The sequence below is a fragment of the Sphingobacterium sp. UBA2610 genome (assembly GCF_002339225.1).
GTDB lineage: Bacteria > Bacteroidota > Bacteroidia > Sphingobacteriales > Sphingobacteriaceae > Sphingobacterium > Sphingobacterium multivorum.
Window position 1 is genome coordinate 97,550 of sequence record NZ_DDKA01000017.1, and the last position, 20,958, is coordinate 118,507.

Consider the following 20,958-nt stretch of genomic DNA (forward strand, 5'->3'; position numbering starts at 1 on the left):
GTTACCGAAGGAAGAAAGAATTTATAGGTCGTAATATTCGATGTCTGCGGTCTTTAGGGCTTCGGTTAGCAGAGGAAGATCATCTTCTTTTTGAAATAATTTGTTGCGCCAAGTACGAAAAGCCGGTCCTTTGTTTTGGTTGATAATGATCAGGTTTCCGCCAGAACGTTTAAGATTCCTGATATGAGAAATATTATTCAGAGGGAAAACGATTGTTTTTTTAGCATTGCTTATCTGCAGTGTATTTTCGTCCAAGACCCAAGTCGATGATAAAGTCGAACACTTTATGGCCAAATACAGTGCTAAAGGGATCATTAAAAGAGCAACAATAATCTTGAGAATTTCTTGTATGGGAACTTTAGACATGACCATTCCGATCAAAAAGATTGAAACCAGCAAGATTAACATGTATTTTCCACGATGCAATGTCGACAAGTGGAATGTCTGTGGATTACTCTTCATATTTCTTGATAAACTTCCCTTTTGTGTCAATATAGTAAAAATTCTCTAGATCCTCTGTTACAAGCGCTAGCCCGTTTTCAAAATCTTGGGCATTCTGAAATTTAATTGGGACCACGACTTTTCCTGTGTAATCAATGTATCCGTACTTGTCGTCTTTAAAGGCCAAAAGAAGTTTCTCTCCTGCAAAAGACAGAAATTCATAGTTCGTCTTAAGTTGATTGTGCCCCGTTTTATTAATAAGCTGGTAGGATTGGTTTACTATAATTAACGCGAGATTATCGCGATAATCTGAAATGGTCTCATATTTGGCAGGAAGTAAAACGGTGCCTTTTTGATCAATAATACCCGTGTATTCTCCTTCCGTAAAAAGTCCATATGCTGGGCTAGGTACTGAAATAAAGTCATACTTCGCCTTCAGCAATATTTTACCGTTTGTATCCAGAAGTCCATACTTAAGATCGCTCATATAAACCACAGGACCGCCTTCGGTTTCTAAACTGAGCGATTCATATTGACATGGAATAACTTCTTTGCCATGGAGATCTATCAAGCCAAACATTTGCGCTGCATCGTTTACGATGGCATAGTCTCCTACATAGCTATATATTGCCGTATATTTTGCTGGTGTTAATTTGTTTCCTAAGCTGTCCTGTACACCAAAATATGATGTGCTGGAATCTTGATACCAAGATAGATGGTCGTTTAACGTGGAATCTACAGCTTCATCTGTAGCTTCACCTTCTTCGTAATCTGCTGGGACTTCAAAGAGCGATTGGTCGAATGTTATCTCCTCGACTTTAGTGGCCTGAATTCCTAAACCCGCCGATCCGATATAGAGCGCTGCCCCAGGTACTTTTTCGAGATAATCGTAAGTGCCCCAGTATAACTTTGGTAATTTGGGTGCATACCAAACGGTAATTTCCGTTTGTTGGTCTTGACTACCTGTTAGATTGAATGTTGCTTTTTCGCAGGTAATTCCTGCAATTATTTTCTTTTGATTAGGAATTAAGCTGATCTCAAAATCCCCTGAATAGGCATAATTATCGCCTTCGTTTGCGGAAGTCTCAATGAGTTTGCCCGTAGCCAGTTCTGTTGCGGTATAGGTTTTATTTATTTCATCCAGTAGAAAAGAACTGCCTTCGCGGATATTGCTGATCTGTATCGATTTTCCGAATAATAGACTTTCAATTCGCATCTGGTCTTTCGCGATGAAGGCCTGCATTAACGCTTCCTTATTTCCAGCCAATATTTTGATGAATTCTGAAGATGACGTATCTGTTCCCGTTTCAGGATCAGCAAATTGGTATGAAATTTTATATAGTTTCTCCTGAGCATGTCCTTGTCCTATAAGGAGTAAAAATGCCAGCTGTAAACAAAGGATAAATTGTTTCATTGTGTGATTTTGAGCTACAAAAATATTGAAATTCAATTGATTTTTGAAATAATCTTTCGTTATTTGTGGAAATTCTTTCAAAAATAGATATTATTGTATTCGAATGCTTAAATCCGGTTTTTGGTCTGTGCTTATTTTTTTGGGAGATAGACGTAGCCTCGTCCTTTGAGTAGAGACCTAGAGGGGGACATATTTTTTATATCATGTAAAGTAAATTGATATTAGGGCGGTGGTTAAGGGATCTTGAGGGTGTATGTGTTTTTATACTTATTTTATGTGTTATTATCATATAATCGTCAAGAAAAAGCGAAAATAATTTAAGAATGTAGCTTTTTGAGAAAAGGTGACATGTTAATTTTGTATTTTACAAACCTCGAATTTTTTACTGTTTAAAAGAGATACCTGTGGAACTATTACTAATTGAGGACGAACCATCTGTCATATCATTGATCGAAAGAGGCTTAAAAGAAGAAGGCTATCATATTAGTATTGCTATGGACGGTTATACTGGTCTAAAAATGGCGGGATTGAATCATTATGACCTCATCCTGTTGGATGTAATGTTGCCTGGTATGAATGGTTTGGATGTCTGTAAAAACATTCGGATGTCAAACAACGAAGTCCCTATTATTATCTTGACGGCATTAAATCAAACGGAGGACATCGTCGAGGCATTTGACAGGGATGCGGATGATTACTTGACGAAGCCCTTCCGTTTAGAGGAATTAAAGGCTCGAATCAGCCGCTACAGCCGCAAATCCAAAACAGTGACCGAGCAGAAAAATATATTGGTATTTGACGATCTTCAATTGGATAGAGACAGCAAATCGGTTCAACGTGCCAATTCTCCTATTATTCTTACCGCTACTGAATTTCGTCTACTTGAATTCTTAATGCTCAATCGAAATAAGGTATTGAGCCGGATCGATATCCTGGAGGAAGTATGGGGTATGGATGTTGACTTAAGTACCAATGTTGTTGACGTATATGTGAATTACCTGCGGAAAAAGATCGATAAACAATTTTCGCGTAAACTTATCCATACAGTGATTGGTATGGGCTATGTAATCCGTCATGAAAATTAGGACCAAAATAGTTCTTCTATTTTCGATCATCAGTACCCTGCTGCTTGTTGTTTTTGCCATTTATGTGTCTTATTTCACGTACGACAGTCTGCAAACTAAATTTTTTCATCGGCTAGAAGAGAATGCCGTGATTGTTGGAGATCACATCGTCCATCAGAAGGATGAAAATAGAGCGCTCTATATTCAGGTAAAACGTAAATACCTGAAACAGTTATCTGAGGGAACAGACCATCTTATTCGTGTTGTTAAAGGAAGTGATCGTGTTCAAATGCGGCCTGAGTTGCCCATGCCCGAAACATTCTATACCGACGTAATTCGCCATGGAAAGGGAAGATACATGCATGGTAAGACTGCTTTTGTAGCGGTATTCTTTCAAGATCATCTTCACCACGAGAATTTGATTGTTGTATCGGAAGGGATCGATGATTACGGTCATGAGGAACAGCGTCAATTGGATCAGACACTGATCACAGGTGGGATTTTGGCGATTTTTTTAATCGTACTCATGTCTTTTTACTTTGCTGACCGATTATTGAAACCTATTAAAGATATCAACAATGATTTAGATAAAGTTGATATCGCCCATTTAGACCATCGCCTGTTCAGTAAATTCAGTAATAGCAAAGATGAATTGGGTGTTTTGATTGCGAACTTAAATTCAATGCTTAACCGATTGGATATTTCGGTTCAATCGCAACAGAGTTTTATCGGAAATGCCTCACATTCGCTAAAAACCCCACTTACAATTATTGGGGGAGAAGCCGAATTGGCGCAACAGCTCTTGTCGAAAGAGCATGAAGCCTATTATTCCCTGGAGACTATCGCAAAATATGCGGATAAAATGGAGTTGATTATCAATAATCTTTTGCAGCTATCTCGCATGGGTTTCAAGGGGGAGGTGGACAATAAAGAAAATATTCGAGTTGACGAGTTACTCTATGAAATTTATAAAGCTGAAAAAAGTATTCATAAGGACCTCAAGCTTTCTTTTGATCTAACGGAAATCCCGGAAGATAGTGATGAACTTACGGTTTTGGCGAATCCGGATCTGTTTTTTATTGCCTTTAGCAATATTATTTCAAACGCATTTAAGTACGGCAATGGACTGCAGGTTGGCGTAGCAATAAGTAGCGATAGCAAAAATATTACGATAAAAGTGTTTGATCAAGGGATCGGTATTCCTAAAAAAGACCAGCCACATATTTTTACCTCTTTTTACCGCGCTTCTAATGTCGGTGATATCTATGGCAATGGTTTGGGGCTTGTTTTAGCCAAAAATATCTTTGACCTCCATGGTGCTGAATTGCTCCTCCATTCAACGGAAGGTCAAGGCACTTTGGTCGTTGTTACAATCCCAAAAACTCCTTTCTAATTTCATTTTAATCTCATCCTTATTCCATTTTTAGGTGGCTGTGATATACTTGTACCGGAGATAAGTATAAAGCATGGATCTATCTTGTTGTTTTGAATCGAATTCTGTTTTGAAACCGCGGGATGGCTTCTTTACCCTAGAGGAATACACTATAAGGATGAAAAAAACACGTTTACTTTTTACAACACTTGGGATTGGCGTAGCATCATTGCATGCGCAGGAGCAGGTCCAAACGGACTCTGTTCAGGCACAGAGAAGCAGCTTGCTACTGAAAGAACCCGCGAGAGCAAAATCATTTCAATTGGATGTCCTGTTAAGAGCAGGTCTGCAAACGGACAATGGCGAGGGTGCTTCTCAAGCAAAAGCAAACCTTGATGACGCCCGTATTCTGATGAGCGGGGAATACAATGATCGATTATCCTATAAAGTACGTTTTCGCCTCAATAGGTCATTTGCTCCAACGAGTCAGGATAATGGATCGCGTGCCTTGGATATGGCTTATATTAAGTACAAGTTTGGCAAGGATCTCAAATGGTCTGTTACGGCCGGTAAACAAAGTGCAATGGTCGGGAGTTATGAGTTCGAAAATAACCCAATTTACGAATATAAGTTCACAGACTATGTAGACCGTATATTGAATCTCTTCGTCGTCGGAGGAATGTTATCCTATGAAGTCAACCCGAATCATTCGTTGCATGCCCAAGTTTACAACACAACCAATGATAGTTTTATGGAGCTTCATACAAAAAATGGTTTTGCTGTAGGTGATTTGGAACGCTCTACTGTGCCTATGGGAGCCTATTTCACATGGGTGGGTGCATTTATGGACAAACGTTTTAATACGAAATGGTCTTACAACATCGCTCAGTTCGCAAAGGGACATACCAATCATGCCATTTCATTAGCGAATAAATTCAAAACAGCAAAGCAGATGCTATATCTTGATTTACAGTACTCTTATCTTGCTGTCGATCATGCAATGATTGCATCTTCCGCGATCAACGAATTTTATGGTCGAACTGGCGAGAACCGTGTATTGGCCAAAGATGTAAACTACAGCTCTGCCATACTGCGCTATGATCAATTTTTGAGTAAAAAATGGGAGCTGGCGTTGAAAGGTGGCTATGAGATTGCGGGATCGCGGGATGATAAGCAACTCGGCAAGAATTTTCGCCAAAACTGGACCTATTTTGCGGCTTTGCAACATAAGCCGTTTCATAACCAGGATCTTCGGTTCTATCTAGGTTACGTCGGTAACACCGTAAACTATAAGGGCTATATGGATATGGCCAAGAGTCAGTACAACCGCTTAGCCTTTGGGGCATATTTTACCATTCCAGTTTTATAATAATTCCTTTAACAAATTAACAAATAACTATTTTTTTATGCGTTTAACACCGAGAGAAACAGAAAAGCTGCTGTTGCATTTGGCCGGCGAATTGGCGGCTAAGCGATTGAAACGCGGGGTAAAATTAAATTATCCAGAGTGTATCGCTTACATCAGTGCCCAGATCATGGAGGAAGCTAGGGACGGAAGGTCTGTGGCGGACTTAATGTCTTATGGTACTACTTTATTGAAAAGGAGCCAAGTCATGGAAGGAGTGCCCGAAATGATCCATGATGTTCAGATCGAAGTTACTTTTCCGGACGGTACTAAATTGGTGACTGTCCATGATCCTATTCGTTAATAAATATTGAATGATATGATTCCAGGAGAATACATTTTAAAAAAAGAGGAAATCAAAGCTAATGTTGGGCACAGAACCACAAGCATTGTTGTGAAAAATGAAGGTGACCGACCTATTCAGGTGGGTTCACACTATCATTTCTTTGAAGCCAACAAGTTGCTTTCCTTCGACAGAGAGAAAGCGTTTGGGATGCGCTTGAATATTCCAGCCAGTACCGCTGTTCGTTTTGAACCAGGGGAACAAAAATCAGTTGTTCTGGTTGAATTTGGAGGAAGTAAGGAAATCCACGGTTTTAATGGATTGACAAATGGTAAGTATACAGATCAATCGGTGAAAAGCAAAGCCATTGATAAAATGAAAAAATTAAAATTCAGACAATCGAAGTAACTATGGGAGGATGGAATAGACGCGAATGGATTAAAGTCGTAGGACTCACCACGTTGGGTACTACTGTTGGTCTACATGCGCTTGGTTTAGATAAACTAGGTTTAGATAAATCATCTGTAAAATATGTTGATGGGGAACTTTATATCCCAAGAGACAAATATGCTGCTCTTTTTGGACCCACCACTGGAGATAAGGTTCGTCTGGCAGATACAGAGCTTTTCATTGAAATTGAAAAAGATTTCAATGTTTACGGAGAAGAGAACAAGTTTGGCGGTGGTAAAACCATTCGTGACGGTATGGGACAATCTGCCCGTGCCTTGCGTGATGAGGGGGTATTGGATTTTTGCATCACTAATGTCATTATCATCGACCACTGGGGTATCGTAAAAGGTGATATCGGAATTAAGGATGGTAAAATTGTCGGTATTGGTAAAGCTGGAAACCCAGATGTACAGGATGGTGTAACCGAGGGCATGATCATCGGTGCGTCTACGGAAGTACATGGGGGAGCAGGCTATATACTAACTGCCGGCGGTATTGATACGCACATTCACTTTATCTCGCCGCAACAGATTGAAACAGCCCTATATTCTGGAGTAACCACGTTCATTGGTGGCGGTGCGGGACCAGCCGACGGAACACTGGCCACGACAGTGACTTCAGGAAAGTGGTATATCGAGCGTATGTTTGAAGCTTTTGAAAACCTTCCTATCAATGTTGGCTTTTTCGGAAAAGGTAACGTATCGACCACTAAACCTATCGAAGAACAAATTGAAGCTGGAGCACTGGGCGTCAAAATCCATGAAGATTGGGGGGCTACTCCGGCATCAATTGATGCGGCATTGAAAGTTGCTGATAAATACGATGTACAAGTCGCAATCCATACCGACACGTTGAATGAAGCCGGTTTCCTGGAAGATACTGTTGCCGCCATAGATGGTCGTGTAATCCATACTTTCCACACGGAAGGAGCTGGCGGTGGACACGCTCCGGATATTATTAAGATCGCCATGTATCCCAATATCCTCCCTGCATCTACCAATCCAACAAAACCTTTTACGGTAAATACTGCTGAAGAACATTTGGACATGTTGATGGTCTGCCATCACTTGGATAAAAATGTGAAGGAAGATGTGGCATTTGCTGATTCACGTATACGTCCTCAGACCATCGCTGCCGAAGATATTTTGCAAGACATGGGTGTATTCTCCATTATGAGTTCGGATAGCCAAGCGATGGGACGTGTGGGAGAGGTTATTTCCCGTACATTCCAAACGGCCCATAAGATGAAAATCCAACGCGGCCCTTTAGCTGAAGATAAAGGCAAAGAAAATGATAACTTCCGTGTCAAACGTTATGTATCTAAATTTACAATCAACCCTGCTAAAGCACATGGTATTGATCAATATATCGGTTCGATTGAAAAAGGAAAGTATGCCGATTTGATCCTTTGGAAACCGGAATTATTTGGTGTAAAGCCCGAGTTGATCATCAAAGGCGGTATGATTTTGGGCGCTAAAATGGGGGACGCCAATGCGTCAATTCCGACACCACAGCCAATTATTTATAGGCCAATGTTTGGAAATTACGGTAAAGCAGTTTCAAAACTATGCTTCAATTTCGTTTCGAAAATTTCGTTGGAGAACGGAAATATTCAAAAATTGAATTTATCGCGTAAATGTCTGCCTGTGGAGGGATGTCGTACGGTGATGAAAAAAGATATGGTACATAATCATGCTACACCAAATATCGTCGTTAATCCAGAAACATACGAAGTAACAGTAGATGGTGTGTTGGCAACCTGTGAACCGTTGAAGGAACTTCCAATGGCCCAACGGTACTTCTTATTCTAATTGGTTATTTATGTTGTTAGCAAGAGACATTAAGGGGAATATTTGGACCGATGGCACCGATCAGGACGGCGTTGAACTTGATTTTTTAGAACTCGAATGGTTCGATACGGAAAGACGTATTATCCGGGGGTTCACTGTTGCAGGCCGCGAAATAGGCTTTAAAAATTTAGGAACGGAATCCTTGTTCGACGGTGATATTTTGTTTGAAACAAAGGACCTGCGTATCGCTGTTCGAATATTGCCCTGTCCTTGCCTTGTCGTACGCCCCAAAAACCTCTTGGATATGGCTCGGATATGTCTCGAGATTGGCAATAAACATATCCCTGTTTTCATAAACGCTGCGCATGAAATTATTGCAGCGTATGAAAACCCCCTCTGGGAAACCTTAGAAAGGGCCGGTTTTACACCGACGAAAGAGTTACGGGTGATTGAAAGAACCCATACTTTACGCATACATCAGTATGCTGTAGTTCAGCATAAAATTACCTTGGCCAAGGGGCTTTAATACTTAATTAATAACGATTACATATGAATCCATTGTTGACATTAATGCAGATTAACGACTCTGTATTTCCGATTGGAGGCTTCACACATTCCTATGGCTTGGAAACCTATATCAATAAAGAGATTGTACATGATGCTAAAACAGCAAAAGAATATGCACAGACTTTATTGGAGCATAGCTTCTATTACAACGATGCCGCTTTTTTTCATAAGGCCTGGCAATTGTGTGAATCAAGAGCAACCAAGAAAAAGATCGCTGAACTGGATGCATTAATTACTGCTTTCAAAGCCCCTTATGAGATTCGGGATGCCAGTAAAAAATTGGGAATACGGTTTTTGAAATTAACAGAAAAGTTAAAACCGGTCAAGCGTTGTTCGGCTTATCTAAAGGCTATCAATGCGCAAGAACTGCATGGTCACTATGCAATGGCATTTGCCATGTTTGCCCACGCACAGGAAATTAGTTATGCAGACGCACTGAGCGCTTTTTATTATAATTCTTTGAATGGTATTATGACGAATTGTGCCAAACTGGTTCCCATTAGCCAAATGGATGCACAGCAGATTTTGTTTAAACTACAGCCCTTGATTAATAAATTGGTCGGATTGCAGCCCGAACTGGATGAGGATCTGATTGGAAATTGTTGTATCGCTCAGGATATTCGATGCATGCAACATGAAAAATTATACACGAGAATTTACATTTCGTAAAAAAATTGAAATAAAGATGTCTAAGAGAAATTACGTGAAAATTGGTGTTGCTGGTCCTGTGGGCTCTGGCAAGACGGCACTTATTGAACGGTTGACACGTTCGATGTCGGCAGATTATAGTATTTGTGTTGTAACGAATGATATTTATACGCGTGAGGACGCGATGTATCTACAGCAGAATTCGGCACTGCCCGCTGAACGTATTATTGGTGTTGAAACAGGAGGTTGCCCGCATACGGCAATCCGTGAAGATGCTTCGATGAATATTGAAGCTGTAGAAGAATTAGCGCATCGTTTTGAGGATGTGGAACTGATATTTGTTGAAAGTGGGGGTGATAATCTGACAGCCACGTTTAGTCCGGATCTAGCCGATTTGACCATATTCGTTCTTGATGTTGCTGAAGGCGAAAAAATGCCACGTAAAGGCGGGCCAGGTATTACGCGCTCGGATCTGTTGTTGATCAATAAAATAGACCTTGCCCCTTATGTAAATGCGGACTTGGAAGTGATGCGTCAGGACACCATCCGCATGCGCGGTGAACGACCATTTATTTTTACAAACTTAATGACTTTAGAAGGTTTGGAAGATGTAAAATCATGGATCAAAAAGTATGCTTTGTTGGAGCCTGTAGGCTAAATTTTATCGTATATGGATAGCAAAATCGTATTAAATGTTGCCAAAGAGGACGGCAGAAGCAGATTGAAGGAGAGTTATCATAATGCACCTTATAAACTAACGCATTATGGCGCGGCAGGATTGACCAACCATTTGGAAATGATCATCATGAGTGCATCGCCTGGTATTATGGATACGGATTATTTGCATATTGATGTTCGTGTGAAAAAAGATGCACAATTGAAGCTTTTTACACAGTCCTTCAATAAGCTTCACCCCATGAAAACGGGAGCAAAGCAACATACGGATGTGCATGTGGATGCCGGAGGCCTATTTCATTACATTCCACACCCTGTAACGCCGTTTAAGGATTCTATTTTCAAGGCAAGCAATCATATTCACTTGGCTGAAGATGCGGTTTTGATGTGGGGGGATATTATTAGTGTGGGTAGAATCCACATGAAAGAGGCATTTGAGTTTGATAGTCTGCATACGCAAACCAAGATTTTTAGAAATGGTAAACTGTCTTTTATTGACAATCAGGTTTTGCGGCCCAAAAGTCAGCCGATACAGAAGATGTTGTTTTTTGAGGGATACACCCATCAGGCCACTTTTGTGTTCTCGGCTCTTTTTGCGCAAGAATTAAAATATGAATTGGATGAAATCTTAACTGTCGAATACAACGATATTTCGTACGGTTTTACACAGGCTTCAAAAGATGTGGTTATCCTGCGTGCTTTGGGTACTGATGGAGAGTTATTGTACGACTTCTTACACATGTTGGGCCAATTGTGTTGGGATTTTACACAACATAAGCTTTCTGAAAAGAAGGAAGAGACAACAGTTGAAGCGATAGCGGAAGATGAGAAATCGAAGGCCGAGGAAATCAGCGTCATTGAACAGCGCAAACCCCGTCGAAAAAGTAAGCCCGAGTTGATGGAAGCTGTCGTGGTGGAAGGAACTAATTATGCATAAGGAGAGCCTGCACGAGGAGATATGGATTGATGTTATCCCTGATTTTGACCAATTGAAGCTGGGCCGCGATTCAGATATTTTGGATCTTTCCTATTATGAAGTAAATAAGCGCGTTATCCAGCGAAAAACAAGAAAGGGTAATCTGGTGCGCATACAGCGCGATGATAGCAGCGCACTGCGTTCAGGACAGTGTATTTATCATCGCGGTGATTTATTTATCCAGGTCAACATTTTACCTTGTCTTTGTGTATTGTTGGATTGTCAGAATCTATCAGTTGTGGGCGAGTTCTGCTTCGACGTGGGCAATCGGCATCTGCCAGTTTATCTCAAAGCAGATGGGCGATTTGCTGTTTCCTATGACGGACGTCTCTATCAGGCGCTAAAAGAAAAATACAAGGGCTTTATCACGTTGGAAAATACGATTTTGGAACCTGATGAGCAGATTACCTACATTCGTAGGCCTATCCTCGAATGATGAAATGCTGGTTTTAGCGAAAAATTGCGCATTTTTGTCGCTATGAAATTTGGCGAGGAATTGCAAGCATGGTATCGACAGCATAAACGAGATCTGCCATGGCGAGAAACAAAAGATGCCTACAAAATATGGCTTTCTGAAATTATTCTGCAACAGACTCGTGTCGAACAGGGCTTACCCTATTATGTACGTTTTGTCGAGCGATTTAAGAATGTTGTGGAATTTGCGAATGCAGAAGAAGATGATATTCTCCATCTTTGGCAAGGTCTGGGTTATTATTCTCGAGGGCGGAATATGCATAAGGCTGCCCGAATTGTTCGCGATCAGTATCAGGGTGTCTTTCCGGTAGATTATCAAACATTAATTACGCTTCCTGGAATAGGTGAGTATACTGCTGCGGCGATATCTTCTTTTGCGAACGATGAAGCCCAGGCGGTATTGGATGGAAATGTGTTTCGTGTACTAGCGCGATACTATGGCATAGAAACACCTATCAATTCTACAGAAGGAAAGAAGATTTTTACAGCTATCGCTAAAGAAAATCTTGATCGTAAACACCCGGCATTGTATAATCAGGCAATTATGGATTTTGGGGCTACCCATTGTAAGCCCAAGCTGCCTTTATGTGAATTCTGTATGTTTCGTCCTTCCTGTTATGCGCTGAGTCAGGGGCAGGTAGAGCAGTTGCCTGTAAAGCTTAAAGCCAAGGCAAGTAAAGATAGATACTTTAATTATTTTATCTTGAAGGACAACGATCGGATACTGATGTCCAAACGCGGTGCAAGTGACGTTTGGCAGAACCTATATGAGTTTCCGCTTTTGGAGTCTAACTACAGCTTGTCTATTCCGGATGTTCTTAGCGATGAGTGGTTTATTTCCTGTTTCGGCCCCGATGCACAACTTTATGTTTTACAGCAGCAGACAAAACATATCCTGAGTCATCAGAATATCTACGCGACATTTTTTGAGGTGCGGTTAAAAGGCGATCTAATTCAAAAAAAATCCAATTGGGATTATGTATTTCTAAAAGATTTAGATAAATTAGCTAAACACAAGTTGATCTTTACCTTTTTGGAAAGGTCAAATTTTTAACCATTTATGCTTTTAAATTATGTCAGGAGTTAACAAAGTCATTTTAGTGGGACATCTTGGAAAAGATCCCGAAATTCGCTATTTAGAAGGTAATGTCTCTGTTGCCAGTTTTCCATTGGCAACATCAGAAACGTATAACAAAGACGGGAAAAGAGTAGAACAAACCGAATGGCACAATATTGTAATGTGGCGAGGTCTGGCTGATGTGGCTGTAAAATATCTAACAAAGGGGAAGTTAGTTTATATTGAAGGTCGACTGCGGACGCGTACTTATGAGGATAAGGAGGGTATTAGACGATATGCTACAGAGGTTGTCGCTGAAACCTTCACGCTTTTAGGTCGTAAATCGGATTTTGAACCGAATGCTGGTGTAAGTGCTGGTAATACAGCAAACACGCAGGCGCAAAAAGTCGAAGATAAGGAAGTGGAGGTCGATTTTACGGAGAATGATCAGGAGGATAATCCGTTACCATTTTAAGCTGAAGAATTTGAGATTATGTAAAAACTTTACATGTATAATAACTATTGTAAAATCATCTATAAAACAAAAGAGCAGGCAACTAAGCCTGCTCTTTTGTTTTATCAGCGTTTTAGCCGTATAATCTGATTCCTTTCTCCCAAGCGAGCATGCTGTTTCTGTTGTGATGTTTTTAATGCCCGGTCGAAGTTCAAAATTTCTTTTTGGTGGAAATTTTGGCTATGTTTGCTCTAATTATGTTGCAAGATAGAATTACGCAGTATACTGAAGAGATTAAGGCATTTGCGCCAGCTTCTTCAGCCGATGTAGAAAATTTCAGATTGAAGTTTTTGGTTTCCAAAGGGATTGTGAAAAATCTTTTTGATGAATTCAAAACAGTTACGCCTGAAGAGAAGCGTACTTTGGGAAAAGTGTTGAATGAATTTAAGCAGTTAGCAGAAAATACATTCAAAGAAGCACAAGAAAAGTTCGGGTCTGGTGAAAAGCAAAAATCCCAGGAACTAGCGGGTGATTTAACATTGCCTGGTCAAGGTTTTCAGCTGGGGTCTAGACATCCCATCTCTTTAGTTCGTAAAGAAATTGTTGAAATTTTCAAGAAATTAGGCTTTATTGTATCAGAAGGACCGGAAATTGAAGATGATTGGCATAATTTCTCCGCACTAAATTTTCCGCCGGAACATCCTGCGCGTGATATGCAAGATACTTTCTTTATCAAAAAACAAGAAGGTAATGACATTACATTGAGAACGCACACCTCTTCGGTTCAGGTGCGTTTAATGGAAGCCGGTAAACCGCCATTTCGTGCGATAATGCCTGGACGTGTTTATAGAAATGAAGCTATATCAGCCCGTGCGCACTGTTTCTTTCATCAGGTAGAAGGTTTATATGTAGACGAAAATGTTTCTTTTGCCGATTTGAAACAAACGTTATATCATTTTGTTCAAGAGATGTATGGTGAAGGTACCAAAGTGCGTTTCCGTCCGTCCTATTTTCCTTTCACTGAACCTTCGGCCGAAATGGATATCTCCTGTACAATCTGCAAGGGGGCAGGGTGTAACTTGTGTAAGTACTCTGGCTGGGTAGAAATTTTAGGTTGCGGTATGGTCGATCCTAACGTGCTTGATAACTGTGGTATCGATAGTAAAAAGTATTCTGGTTTTGCTTTTGGTATGGGAATAGAACGTATCACAAACCTTAAATATGTGATTAAAGACTTACGTCTTTTCTCAGAAAATGACACACGTTTCTTGTCTCAATTTGAGACTGAATTAATATAAATTATTCATTGTAAAGATTGTGGCATCACATTATTCTCTACGATAACTAGGCAAGAGAACAATGTGATGCTTTTTGGTCTTTAGGCTTTGTAGATGACTTTCAACATTCGTACGATCTAACGTATATGGAACCAGATTATATTATTGAATCCATAAAAAGAACAGCACGTGAGCTCTTTCGTCAAAATGGCTATCATAAAACCAGTGTGAACACATTGGCAAAAAAAGCTAAGATTGCGAAGGCGACAGTGTACAAGTATTTTGATAGTAAAGAAATGATCCTGCATGCCATTCTCATGGATTATCTTCGTGCGAGTCTGCAGGATATTTTGAAAACAACCAAATATGAAGATGATATGGCTTCGTTTTTGGCTTCAACAATATTGCGGGTAAGCCGACTGACCTATACGGCTTGCAATGAATTGATCGGCTGGGAATTTATCCGGGAATCTGCAAACGCCCAAGAATATTTAAAAACGCTGTCTGAAGATTTGGAGTTTCTGCTCTTAAGTACATTCATTCAGAATGAAAAGATAAATGAAGCGATTAGCGAAGAGAAGCTAACCTTTTTGATCAAGTCCAGTAAAAGTATTGTGTTTTCTTTTGCTTTTACGGCTGTCTCAGATGCCGATGTGCGGAAAAACTTTATTTCGTTTCAGAAAGAAATCCTTCCTTATCTTGTTCAGGCAACAGTTCAGTAAAGTTGTTATAACGCGCGCATCCCTTTCTAATTCGCGACGTTATGTCCATTCCTGAAAAAGGTTTACATCTTATCTTTTTTGCATGCTCACTTTTTTATGATGCTCTGCAACGTTCATGCTGTTGCCGGGTTGTATTCGTATTGTGTTCGTACCACCTTCGGAGATGAACACTCTTGCAACTATTATTGACCTGACTCTGAACAGATAATTCCTGTTCAGAGTCAGGTCAGAATCTGGTCAGTATTGGTACACAATCTGTATCGCATCCGAATAAGGTACGAACAATGTCCGAATCTGATCCCCGTATTTTATTCGCTTGAAACTTATCATACCCGTCAGGTACTCGTTTATGCCAGTGATAATCAATGGCTATAAATCATTTATGCAGATGAAAAATCGGTATAAATTTGTATTTTTGCACCCTATGAGTAGAAGAATTCCGCAAGAGAAAAAGTTCTTGAAAGATATTGCCATCATTGATATTGCCGAAGAGGGTAGAGGTGTTGGAAAAACCGAAGATTTGGTTTTGTTTGTAGAAAAAGCTGTTCCCGGTGATGTTGTTGACGTGGAGCTTATGCGCAAGAAAAAGAATTTTGCGGAAGCTCGGGTAACCAGTTTAAAAGAGGCTTCATCTTATCGCGTAGATCCGTTTTGTGAACATTTCGGTGTGTGTGGTGGATGTAAATGGCAGCATATGACCTATGATGCTCAATTAAAATTCAAGCAACAATCTGTCGATAATGCCCTATCGCGTATTGGGAAAGTGGATACTTCAGCGATGGAAAGTATCTTGGGCTCTGCGCAAACGGAATACTATAGAAATAAATTAGAATATACATTTTCCAACAAAAAATGGTTGACTTCAGTTGATGAAGATGCGTCCCAATTGGAAATGAATGCGCTAGGTTTTCACGTGCCAGGGCGTTTTGATAAGATTTTAGATATTGATCATTGTTTTTTGCAAGAAGATCCGTCAAATGAAGTTCGCAACAGCATTCGTGATTTTGCGCTTAGTCAAGGTATGACGTTCTACGATCTGCGTGAACACACCGGTGTATTGCGCAATTTGATTATCCGTATCTCGTCTACCGGGGAGATGATGGTGATCGTTGTGTTTGCATATCCTGAAGAAGGACAGGTTGAGTTGTTGATGGAATTTGTTAAAGAAAAGTTTCCTCAAGTCGCTTCCCTGTTATATATCGTAAACCAGAAACGCAATGATACAATCTTCGACCAGGATATTCATGTATATGCAGGTCGTGACTTTATCTATGAGGAGATGGAGGGCTTGCGTTACAAAGTGGGGCCTAAGTCGTTCTATCAAACAAACTCTGCACAAGCGTATGAGCTGTATAAAATCACACGTGACTTTGCCAATTTAAAGGGGGATGAGCTGGTGTATGATTTGTATACAGGAGCAGGTACAATTGCAAACTTTGTCGCTAAGAACGCAAGAGAAGTTGTGGGTGTAGAGTATGTTCCCACTGCCATTGAGGACGCTAAAGTGAATTCGTCGATCAATGATATCACGAATACAAAGTTTTACGCCGGTGATATGAAAGATGTGTTGACCCCTTCCTTTATCGCCGAACACGGTAAACCGGATGTGGTTATTACCGATCCACCACGTGCAGGAATGCACGCTGACGTTGTAGCGCGTTTGTTAGAAATGGAATCGCCGCGTATTGTATATGTCAGTTGTAATGCTGCTACACAGGCCCGCGATTTGGTGTTGTTAGGCGAAAAATATGAGGTGAAGCGGATCAAGCCGGTAGATATGTTTCCGCATACGCAACACGTTGAGAATGTCGTTTTATTGGAGTTAAAGAAGTAATAGGATACCATATGGAAGTAGAAGATTTATTTGCAGGATCTGCAAGAGAAGAAAATGCAGCGTCTACAGCGCAAAGTCCATTGAAGAGTTTGCAGGTAGATCTCGATTTTTATAGTGAATCAATCCGTGAGGTAGCGCAGGAGATTGTTGAAGAAGGTTATTCTGACTATCCTATTTTTGTTGCACATCAGCATGAAGTTTCTGTTGGTGAACTGATATTGGATCGTAAAGAATTGGAAACGAAATGGAGTATAAATGCCTCTACATTGGAAGAGTTTGTAGAAATGGATATTATTCAAGAAGATCGTAAGGCTTCTTTTATTCAGAACTATAAACCTGCGAAAGACTATATGTGCTTATTTGTTGTCGTTGCTGAAGGCGCTAATTTTGTTTTTTATCCATACAAGTGATCAACAAAGAATATTTAAACTTTTTTAACAGTACAAGTGTCAAACTATTACTACTTTTAGCAAAGTAGGTTAGGTGTAACAGGGAATTAATAAATTGAAATAAATTATAAACTGTTCTTGCGGAAATAAATGTTTGACCCAATAAAATTGTTGAGAATCACAATCGCACTGAAACCAATTGGGGTAATTGAAGAGAAATATTAGGATGAAAATAATACAGATACATATATTAGGGCTTTTTTTACTGTTATTCACCTATTTCGGTGCTACTGCGCAACAGTTGCAGAAGGTTTCGGGGATGGTGCTGCAAAAAGGTAACGGTAATCGCATTGGAGATGCTGTGGTGCTTAATATGCGTACACACAGGTCTACGTTGAGTAACTCTTTTGGTGTTTTTACGATTGATGCATCGGTAGGAGATTCCTTGTCTTTTACAAAAGTTGGGTATTCGCCGGTTAAAACTGTGCTGACCAACCTGAACGAGTTTTATGTGGAGTTGCAAGAAGGGATCCGATTGGAGACTGTCATCGTTGAACGAAAAACAAAGGAGGCCGAATTAAATGATGCCATGAGTAATTACGCTAAAAAGGGCGTTTATAATGGGGGTAAAAATAAGTTCGGGACCTATCTGGGTAGCCCGGCAACAGCGCTTTATAATCTTTTTGGACGGGAAGCCAAGAACGCCAAACGCTTTGGGCGTTTTATGGATAGGGAGAAGGATGAGTTGCAAGTTGATCGTATTTTTTCTCGGGAGGCTGTTAAAAACCTGACGAAACTGGATAGTACAGAATTAGATGCTTTTATGATACGCTATCGTCCATCGTTTGATCTTGCTGAGCATTGGGGACAGTACGATCTAATGCATTACGTACAGCAGTCTATGGACGACTTTAATGCCAAGGGAAGGCCTAAAGGGGCTCTTTTACCTGATATTGAAGTAAAGACTCAAGAAAAATAAAAACATTTTGCTTTTGTTACTGTTAGCTGATTGTAAGGTCGGAAAAGGTGATTTAAAATTTTGTAGCGTATCAACGTCATTTTCGGAAGTTTTAAGGGCCTTTTGTCGTGTTTTGTAACAAAAAAGTTGATAAAAATATCTTTTGGCACTTTGTTTGATTTTAGTAGAACGGTATTTAATTTGAATATTAAAAGTCTTAGATAGCATACATATGAAAATGAATAGAAAATTGGCTGTATTAGGTTTGACAGTTGCAACCTCAGCTATGTTATTTGGAAGTTGTTCTACCATCCAAAATACAAATAATACAACTAAAGGCGGCGTAATCGGTGGTGTTGCCGGTGGTGCATTGGGTGCATTGATCGGAGGTAAAGCTGGTAATACGGCAATAGGTACTTTGGCTGGTGCTGCCATTGGTGGTGCTGCAGGTGTATTGATCGGTAAAAAAATGGATAAGCAAGCCGCTGAGATTTCTAAAACTGTTGAAGGCGCGGAAGTTACACAATCTGCGGAAGGAATCGTGGTTAAGTTTGATTCAGGTATTTTATTCGATTTCAATAAATCAGATTTAAAAGCGTCAGCTAAAGATAATATCGCAAATTTGGTAACAACCTTGAACAAAGAACAAGGTACTGAAATCCTGGTTATCGGACATACAGATAATGTAGGTACGTTGGCTGCGAATGAAAAAGTGTCTTTGGACCGCGCAAATTCTGTACGTGCATTTGCGGTATCTAAAGGCTTAGCGTCTTCGCGTATTAGAACTGAAGGTAGAAACTTCTCTGAGCCAATTGCAAGTAACGATACGGAAGCAGGACGTGCTCAAAATCGTCGTGTTGAAATCGTGATTGTGGCAGGTGATCAAATGAAGAAAGAAGCAAAACAACAAGCAGGTCAATAAATCTGATTCAGGACTTTGGTCTTTTCGGAGTCTGTTTGACTTGATTGCGAATCATAGAAAAAGCGCTGATAAATTCAGCGCTTTTTTTGTGGAATACAGCCGTCCGAATTTTTATACGGCCCATTTACGCCTAAAATTTGACAAAGTATAAACCATATTTCTGTCTGACAAACTGTCATTATATGGATTTAAATTTCTAACTTTGTAGTCTTTGAAATAACTAAGGGCTTGAAATCAGATCAGCAAAAGATGAGTATTTGCGTTAGTTATTCCATCGAAAATAATAAAAATTATATTCTATTGAATATCGAGCTATGCTAGATTTAACACATACCACTAAGGAACACGACGAATCTCGTCAGGGTGAGGCATTATTATTAGAACAGGATCCGATTTTAAGTAATGGACGCAAACTGTATATTGAAAGTTACGGTTGCCAGATGAATTTTTCGGATAGTGAGATTGTTGCTTCTATTTTGTTGGATAAGGGATTTGAAACAACCAAGAATTATCAGGAAGCTGATGTGGTTTTTATTAATACCTGTTCAATCCGCGAAAATGCAGAACAGCGGGTACGCAATCGTCTAAAGGAATTTGAAGCTGCTAAAGCAAAAAATCCCGGAATGATCGTTGGTGTGCTGGGCTGTATGGCGGAGCGTTTGAAATCGAAATTTTTAGAAGAAGAAAAGTTGGTGGATGTCGTGGTGGGGCCAGATGCTTATCGCGATCTACCAAATTTGATTGATAAAGTTGACGATGGAGCTAAAGCTGTAAACGTTTTATTATCTCGGGAGGAAACGTATGCCGATATTAATCCTGTCCGTTTAAACTCGAACGGTGTGACAGCTTTTATTTCGATTATGCGCGGTTGCGACAATATGTGTTCTTTTTGTGTTGTTCCTTTTACACGTGGACGTGAACGTAGTCGTGATCCACAATCTATCGTGAAGGAAGCCCAAGATCTTTTCAATGCCGGATATAAGGAGGTTACGTTGTTGGGACAAAATGTGGATTCGTATAAATATACTGCTCCAGTAGCTGAAGGGGAGGAACCGGGTGAAACCATAACATTTGCTAGCTTGCTTACAATGGTTGCTGAAATCAGCCCGCTTTTACGTATTCGCTTCTCTACTTCCCATCCAAAAGATATTACAGATGAAGTTTTATATGCAATCGCTTCGCATGAAAACATCTGTAATTATATTCACTTGCCAGTTCAATCAGGGAACTCTAGAGTATTGGAATTAATGAACCGTACCTATGACCGTGAATGGTATATGGAGCGTGTCGATGCCATCCGTCGTATTATTCCGGATTGTGCTATTTCCACAGATGTTATTACAGGTTTCTGTACTGAAACAGAAGAGGAGCATCAAGAAACATTGTCTATGATGGATTATGTCAAATACGATTTCGCCTATATGTTTGCTTATTCAGAAAGACCAGGTACATTGGCGGCAAAAAGATACGCAGATGATATTCCTGAAGATGTTAAAAAACGTCGTTTGACAGAAGTGATCAATAAACAGCGCGATCATAGTTTATACCGTTATCAACATTTTATTGGCAAAGTTTGTAAAGTGCTTGTTGAGGGATTTTCGAAAAGATCTGAGTTTGATTTCTGTGGCCGTAATGATCAAAATGCATTGGTGGTATTTCCAATTGATCCTCGATTTAAACAAGGCGATTATGTGAATGTACTTATCGAGTCATGTACCTCTGCGACATTATTGGGAAAGATTGTTGATTAAGAAAACTTAGATTGTTTTATTTCCAACTGGAAATT

At 40.0% G+C, this 20,958-nt stretch carries 22 protein-coding genes; 20 read left to right on the forward strand and 2 right to left on the reverse strand.

From position 1 onward, the window contains the following. Window positions 1-21: 21 nt before the first annotated feature. Window positions 22-462, reverse strand: coding sequence for a hypothetical protein (locus B4Z47_RS11415; RefSeq protein ID WP_053003767.1), 441 nt, complete (start codon window positions 460-462; stop codon window positions 22-24). Beyond that, the gene (locus B4Z47_RS11420) at window positions 452-1,855 is read right to left on the reverse strand and encodes a WG repeat-containing protein (protein WP_286727364.1); all 1,404 of its coding nucleotides are present in this window, start codon (window positions 1,853-1,855) and stop codon (window positions 452-454) included. The genes B4Z47_RS11415 and B4Z47_RS11420 overlap by 11 nt, the downstream gene beginning before the upstream one ends. A 404-nt stretch (window positions 1,856-2,259) precedes the next feature. Between B4Z47_RS11420 and B4Z47_RS11425 the strand changes: the two genes are divergently transcribed. The 20 genes from B4Z47_RS11425 to miaB all read left to right on the forward strand — a co-directional run bounded on the left by B4Z47_RS11425 (window position 2,260) and on the right by miaB (window position 20,923). After that, window positions 2,260-2,940: a response regulator transcription factor gene (locus B4Z47_RS11425; protein WP_115046975.1), complete on the forward strand. Its 681-nt coding sequence runs from the start codon at window positions 2,260-2,262 to the stop codon at window positions 2,938-2,940. Next, window positions 2,930-4,312: a sensor histidine kinase gene (locus tag B4Z47_RS11430; RefSeq protein ID WP_115046977.1), complete on the forward strand. Its 1,383-nt coding sequence runs from the start codon at window positions 2,930-2,932 to the stop codon at window positions 4,310-4,312. The genes B4Z47_RS11425 and B4Z47_RS11430 overlap by 11 nt, the downstream gene beginning before the upstream one ends. 157 nt (window positions 4,313-4,469) lie before the next feature. Then, entirely contained in the window at window positions 4,470-5,660 is a 1,191-nt protein-coding gene (locus tag B4Z47_RS11435; RefSeq protein ID WP_115046979.1) for a porin, read from the forward strand. 37 nt (window positions 5,661-5,697) lie between these two features. Continuing rightward, window positions 5,698-6,000 carry an urease subunit gamma gene (ureA, locus tag B4Z47_RS11440; protein WP_046674789.1) on the forward strand — a complete coding sequence of 101 codons (303 nt, stop codon included), beginning with the start codon at window positions 5,698-5,700 and terminating at the stop codon, window positions 5,998-6,000. 15 nt (window positions 6,001-6,015) lie between these two features. Beyond that, window positions 6,016-6,387: an urease subunit beta gene (ureB, locus tag B4Z47_RS11445; RefSeq protein ID WP_070561656.1), complete on the forward strand. Its 372-nt coding sequence runs from the start codon at window positions 6,016-6,018 to the stop codon at window positions 6,385-6,387. 2 nt (window positions 6,388-6,389) lie between these two features. Then, window positions 6,390-8,240, forward strand: coding sequence for an urease subunit alpha (gene ureC / locus B4Z47_RS11450; protein ID WP_115046981.1), 1,851 nt, complete (start codon window positions 6,390-6,392; stop codon window positions 8,238-8,240). Window positions 8,241-8,250: 10 nt separating this feature from the next. After that, a complete protein-coding gene (locus tag B4Z47_RS11455; protein ID WP_070561655.1) occupies window positions 8,251-8,745 on the forward strand; it encodes an urease accessory protein UreE in 495 nt (164 codons plus the stop codon). Window positions 8,746-8,768: 23 nt separating this feature from the next. Next, entirely contained in the window at window positions 8,769-9,455 is a 687-nt protein-coding gene (locus B4Z47_RS11460; RefSeq protein ID WP_070561653.1) for an urease accessory protein UreF, read from the forward strand. Window positions 9,456-9,471: 16 nt separating this feature from the next. After that, window positions 9,472-10,092, forward strand: coding sequence for an urease accessory protein UreG (gene ureG, locus B4Z47_RS11465; protein ID WP_046674969.1), 621 nt, complete (start codon window positions 9,472-9,474; stop codon window positions 10,090-10,092). A gap of 12 nt (window positions 10,093-10,104) precedes the next feature. Further along, on the forward strand, window positions 10,105-11,046 hold the full coding sequence (locus B4Z47_RS11470) for an urease accessory protein UreD (RefSeq protein ID WP_070561651.1): 942 nt from the start codon (window positions 10,105-10,107) through the stop codon (window positions 11,044-11,046). Continuing rightward, complete coding sequence (locus B4Z47_RS11475; RefSeq protein WP_053003768.1) at window positions 11,039-11,521, forward strand: hypothetical protein; 483 nt, start codon at window positions 11,039-11,041, stop codon at window positions 11,519-11,521. Before B4Z47_RS11470 ends, B4Z47_RS11475 begins: the two co-directional genes overlap by 8 nt. A 42-nt stretch (window positions 11,522-11,563) precedes the next feature. Then, complete coding sequence (gene mutY / locus B4Z47_RS11480) at window positions 11,564-12,613, forward strand: A/G-specific adenine glycosylase (protein ID WP_070561649.1); 1,050 nt, start codon at window positions 11,564-11,566, stop codon at window positions 12,611-12,613. Window positions 12,614-12,632: 19 nt separating this feature from the next. Then, a complete protein-coding gene (locus B4Z47_RS11485) occupies window positions 12,633-13,091 on the forward strand; it encodes a single-stranded DNA-binding protein (protein ID WP_046674796.1) in 459 nt (152 codons plus the stop codon). Between the two features lie 236 nt (window positions 13,092-13,327). Further along, entirely contained in the window at window positions 13,328-14,368 is a 1,041-nt protein-coding gene (gene pheS / locus B4Z47_RS11490) for a phenylalanine--tRNA ligase subunit alpha (protein ID WP_046674797.1), read from the forward strand. Window positions 14,369-14,493: 125 nt separating this feature from the next. Beyond that, a complete protein-coding gene (locus B4Z47_RS11495; RefSeq protein ID WP_046674798.1) occupies window positions 14,494-15,069 on the forward strand; it encodes a TetR/AcrR family transcriptional regulator in 576 nt (191 codons plus the stop codon). 424 nt (window positions 15,070-15,493) lie between these two features. Continuing rightward, entirely contained in the window at window positions 15,494-16,903 is a 1,410-nt protein-coding gene (rlmD, locus tag B4Z47_RS11500; protein WP_115049425.1) for a 23S rRNA (uracil(1939)-C(5))-methyltransferase RlmD, read from the forward strand. 11 nt (window positions 16,904-16,914) lie between these two features. Further along, a complete protein-coding gene (locus B4Z47_RS11505; RefSeq protein WP_112373963.1) occupies window positions 16,915-17,313 on the forward strand; it encodes a hypothetical protein in 399 nt (132 codons plus the stop codon). 205 nt (window positions 17,314-17,518) lie between these two features. Continuing rightward, window positions 17,519-18,271, forward strand: a complete 753-nt coding sequence (locus B4Z47_RS11510) for a hypothetical protein (RefSeq protein ID WP_070561645.1) — start codon at window positions 17,519-17,521, stop codon at window positions 18,269-18,271. A 211-nt stretch (window positions 18,272-18,482) separates the two neighbouring features. Next, entirely contained in the window at window positions 18,483-19,172 is a 690-nt protein-coding gene (locus tag B4Z47_RS11515) for an OmpA family protein (protein ID WP_172462318.1), read from the forward strand. Window positions 19,173-19,486: 314 nt separating this feature from the next. Next, window positions 19,487-20,923: a tRNA (N6-isopentenyl adenosine(37)-C2)-methylthiotransferase MiaB gene (gene miaB, locus B4Z47_RS11520; protein ID WP_115046985.1), complete on the forward strand. Its 1,437-nt coding sequence runs from the start codon at window positions 19,487-19,489 to the stop codon at window positions 20,921-20,923. Window positions 20,924-20,958 lie beyond the last annotated feature (35 nt).

Excerpts from the sequence above, each read along its gene's own strand:
- B4Z47_RS11415 (WP_053003767.1), bottom strand. The coding sequence starts at position 462 with ATGAAGAGTAATCCACAGACATTCCACTTGTCGACATTGCATCGTGGA.
- B4Z47_RS11420 (WP_286727364.1), bottom strand. The coding sequence starts at position 1,855 with ATGAAACAATTTATCCTTTGTTTACAGCTGGCATTTTTACTCCTTATA.
- B4Z47_RS11430 (WP_115046977.1), top strand. The coding sequence starts at position 2,930 with ATGAAAATTAGGACCAAAATAGTTCTTCTATTTTCGATCATCAGTACC.
- B4Z47_RS11435 (WP_115046979.1), top strand. The coding sequence starts at position 4,470 with ATGAAAAAAACACGTTTACTTTTTACAACACTTGGGATTGGCGTAGCA.
- ureA (WP_046674789.1), top strand. The coding sequence starts at position 5,698 with ATGCGTTTAACACCGAGAGAAACAGAAAAGCTGCTGTTGCATTTGGCC.
- ureB (WP_070561656.1), top strand. The coding sequence starts at position 6,016 with ATGATTCCAGGAGAATACATTTTAAAAAAAGAGGAAATCAAAGCTAAT.
- ureC (WP_115046981.1), top strand. The coding sequence starts at position 6,390 with ATGGGAGGATGGAATAGACGCGAATGGATTAAAGTCGTAGGACTCACC.
- B4Z47_RS11455 (WP_070561655.1), top strand. The coding sequence starts at position 8,251 with ATGTTGTTAGCAAGAGACATTAAGGGGAATATTTGGACCGATGGCACC.
- B4Z47_RS11460 (WP_070561653.1), top strand. The coding sequence starts at position 8,769 with ATGAATCCATTGTTGACATTAATGCAGATTAACGACTCTGTATTTCCG.
- ureG (WP_046674969.1), top strand. The coding sequence starts at position 9,472 with ATGTCTAAGAGAAATTACGTGAAAATTGGTGTTGCTGGTCCTGTGGGC.
- B4Z47_RS11470 (WP_070561651.1), top strand. The coding sequence starts at position 10,105 with ATGGATAGCAAAATCGTATTAAATGTTGCCAAAGAGGACGGCAGAAGC.
- B4Z47_RS11475 (WP_053003768.1), top strand. The coding sequence starts at position 11,039 with ATGCATAAGGAGAGCCTGCACGAGGAGATATGGATTGATGTTATCCCT.
- mutY (WP_070561649.1), top strand. The coding sequence starts at position 11,564 with ATGAAATTTGGCGAGGAATTGCAAGCATGGTATCGACAGCATAAACGA.
- B4Z47_RS11485 (WP_046674796.1), top strand. The coding sequence starts at position 12,633 with ATGTCAGGAGTTAACAAAGTCATTTTAGTGGGACATCTTGGAAAAGAT.
- pheS (WP_046674797.1), top strand. The coding sequence starts at position 13,328 with ATGTTGCAAGATAGAATTACGCAGTATACTGAAGAGATTAAGGCATTT.
- B4Z47_RS11495 (WP_046674798.1), top strand. The coding sequence starts at position 14,494 with ATGGAACCAGATTATATTATTGAATCCATAAAAAGAACAGCACGTGAG.
- rlmD (WP_115049425.1), top strand. The coding sequence starts at position 15,494 with ATGAGTAGAAGAATTCCGCAAGAGAAAAAGTTCTTGAAAGATATTGCC.
- B4Z47_RS11505 (WP_112373963.1), top strand. The coding sequence starts at position 16,915 with ATGGAAGTAGAAGATTTATTTGCAGGATCTGCAAGAGAAGAAAATGCA.
- B4Z47_RS11510 (WP_070561645.1), top strand. The coding sequence starts at position 17,519 with ATGAAAATAATACAGATACATATATTAGGGCTTTTTTTACTGTTATTC.
- B4Z47_RS11515 (WP_172462318.1), top strand. The coding sequence starts at position 18,483 with ATGAAAATGAATAGAAAATTGGCTGTATTAGGTTTGACAGTTGCAACC.
- miaB (WP_115046985.1), top strand. The coding sequence starts at position 19,487 with ATGCTAGATTTAACACATACCACTAAGGAACACGACGAATCTCGTCAG.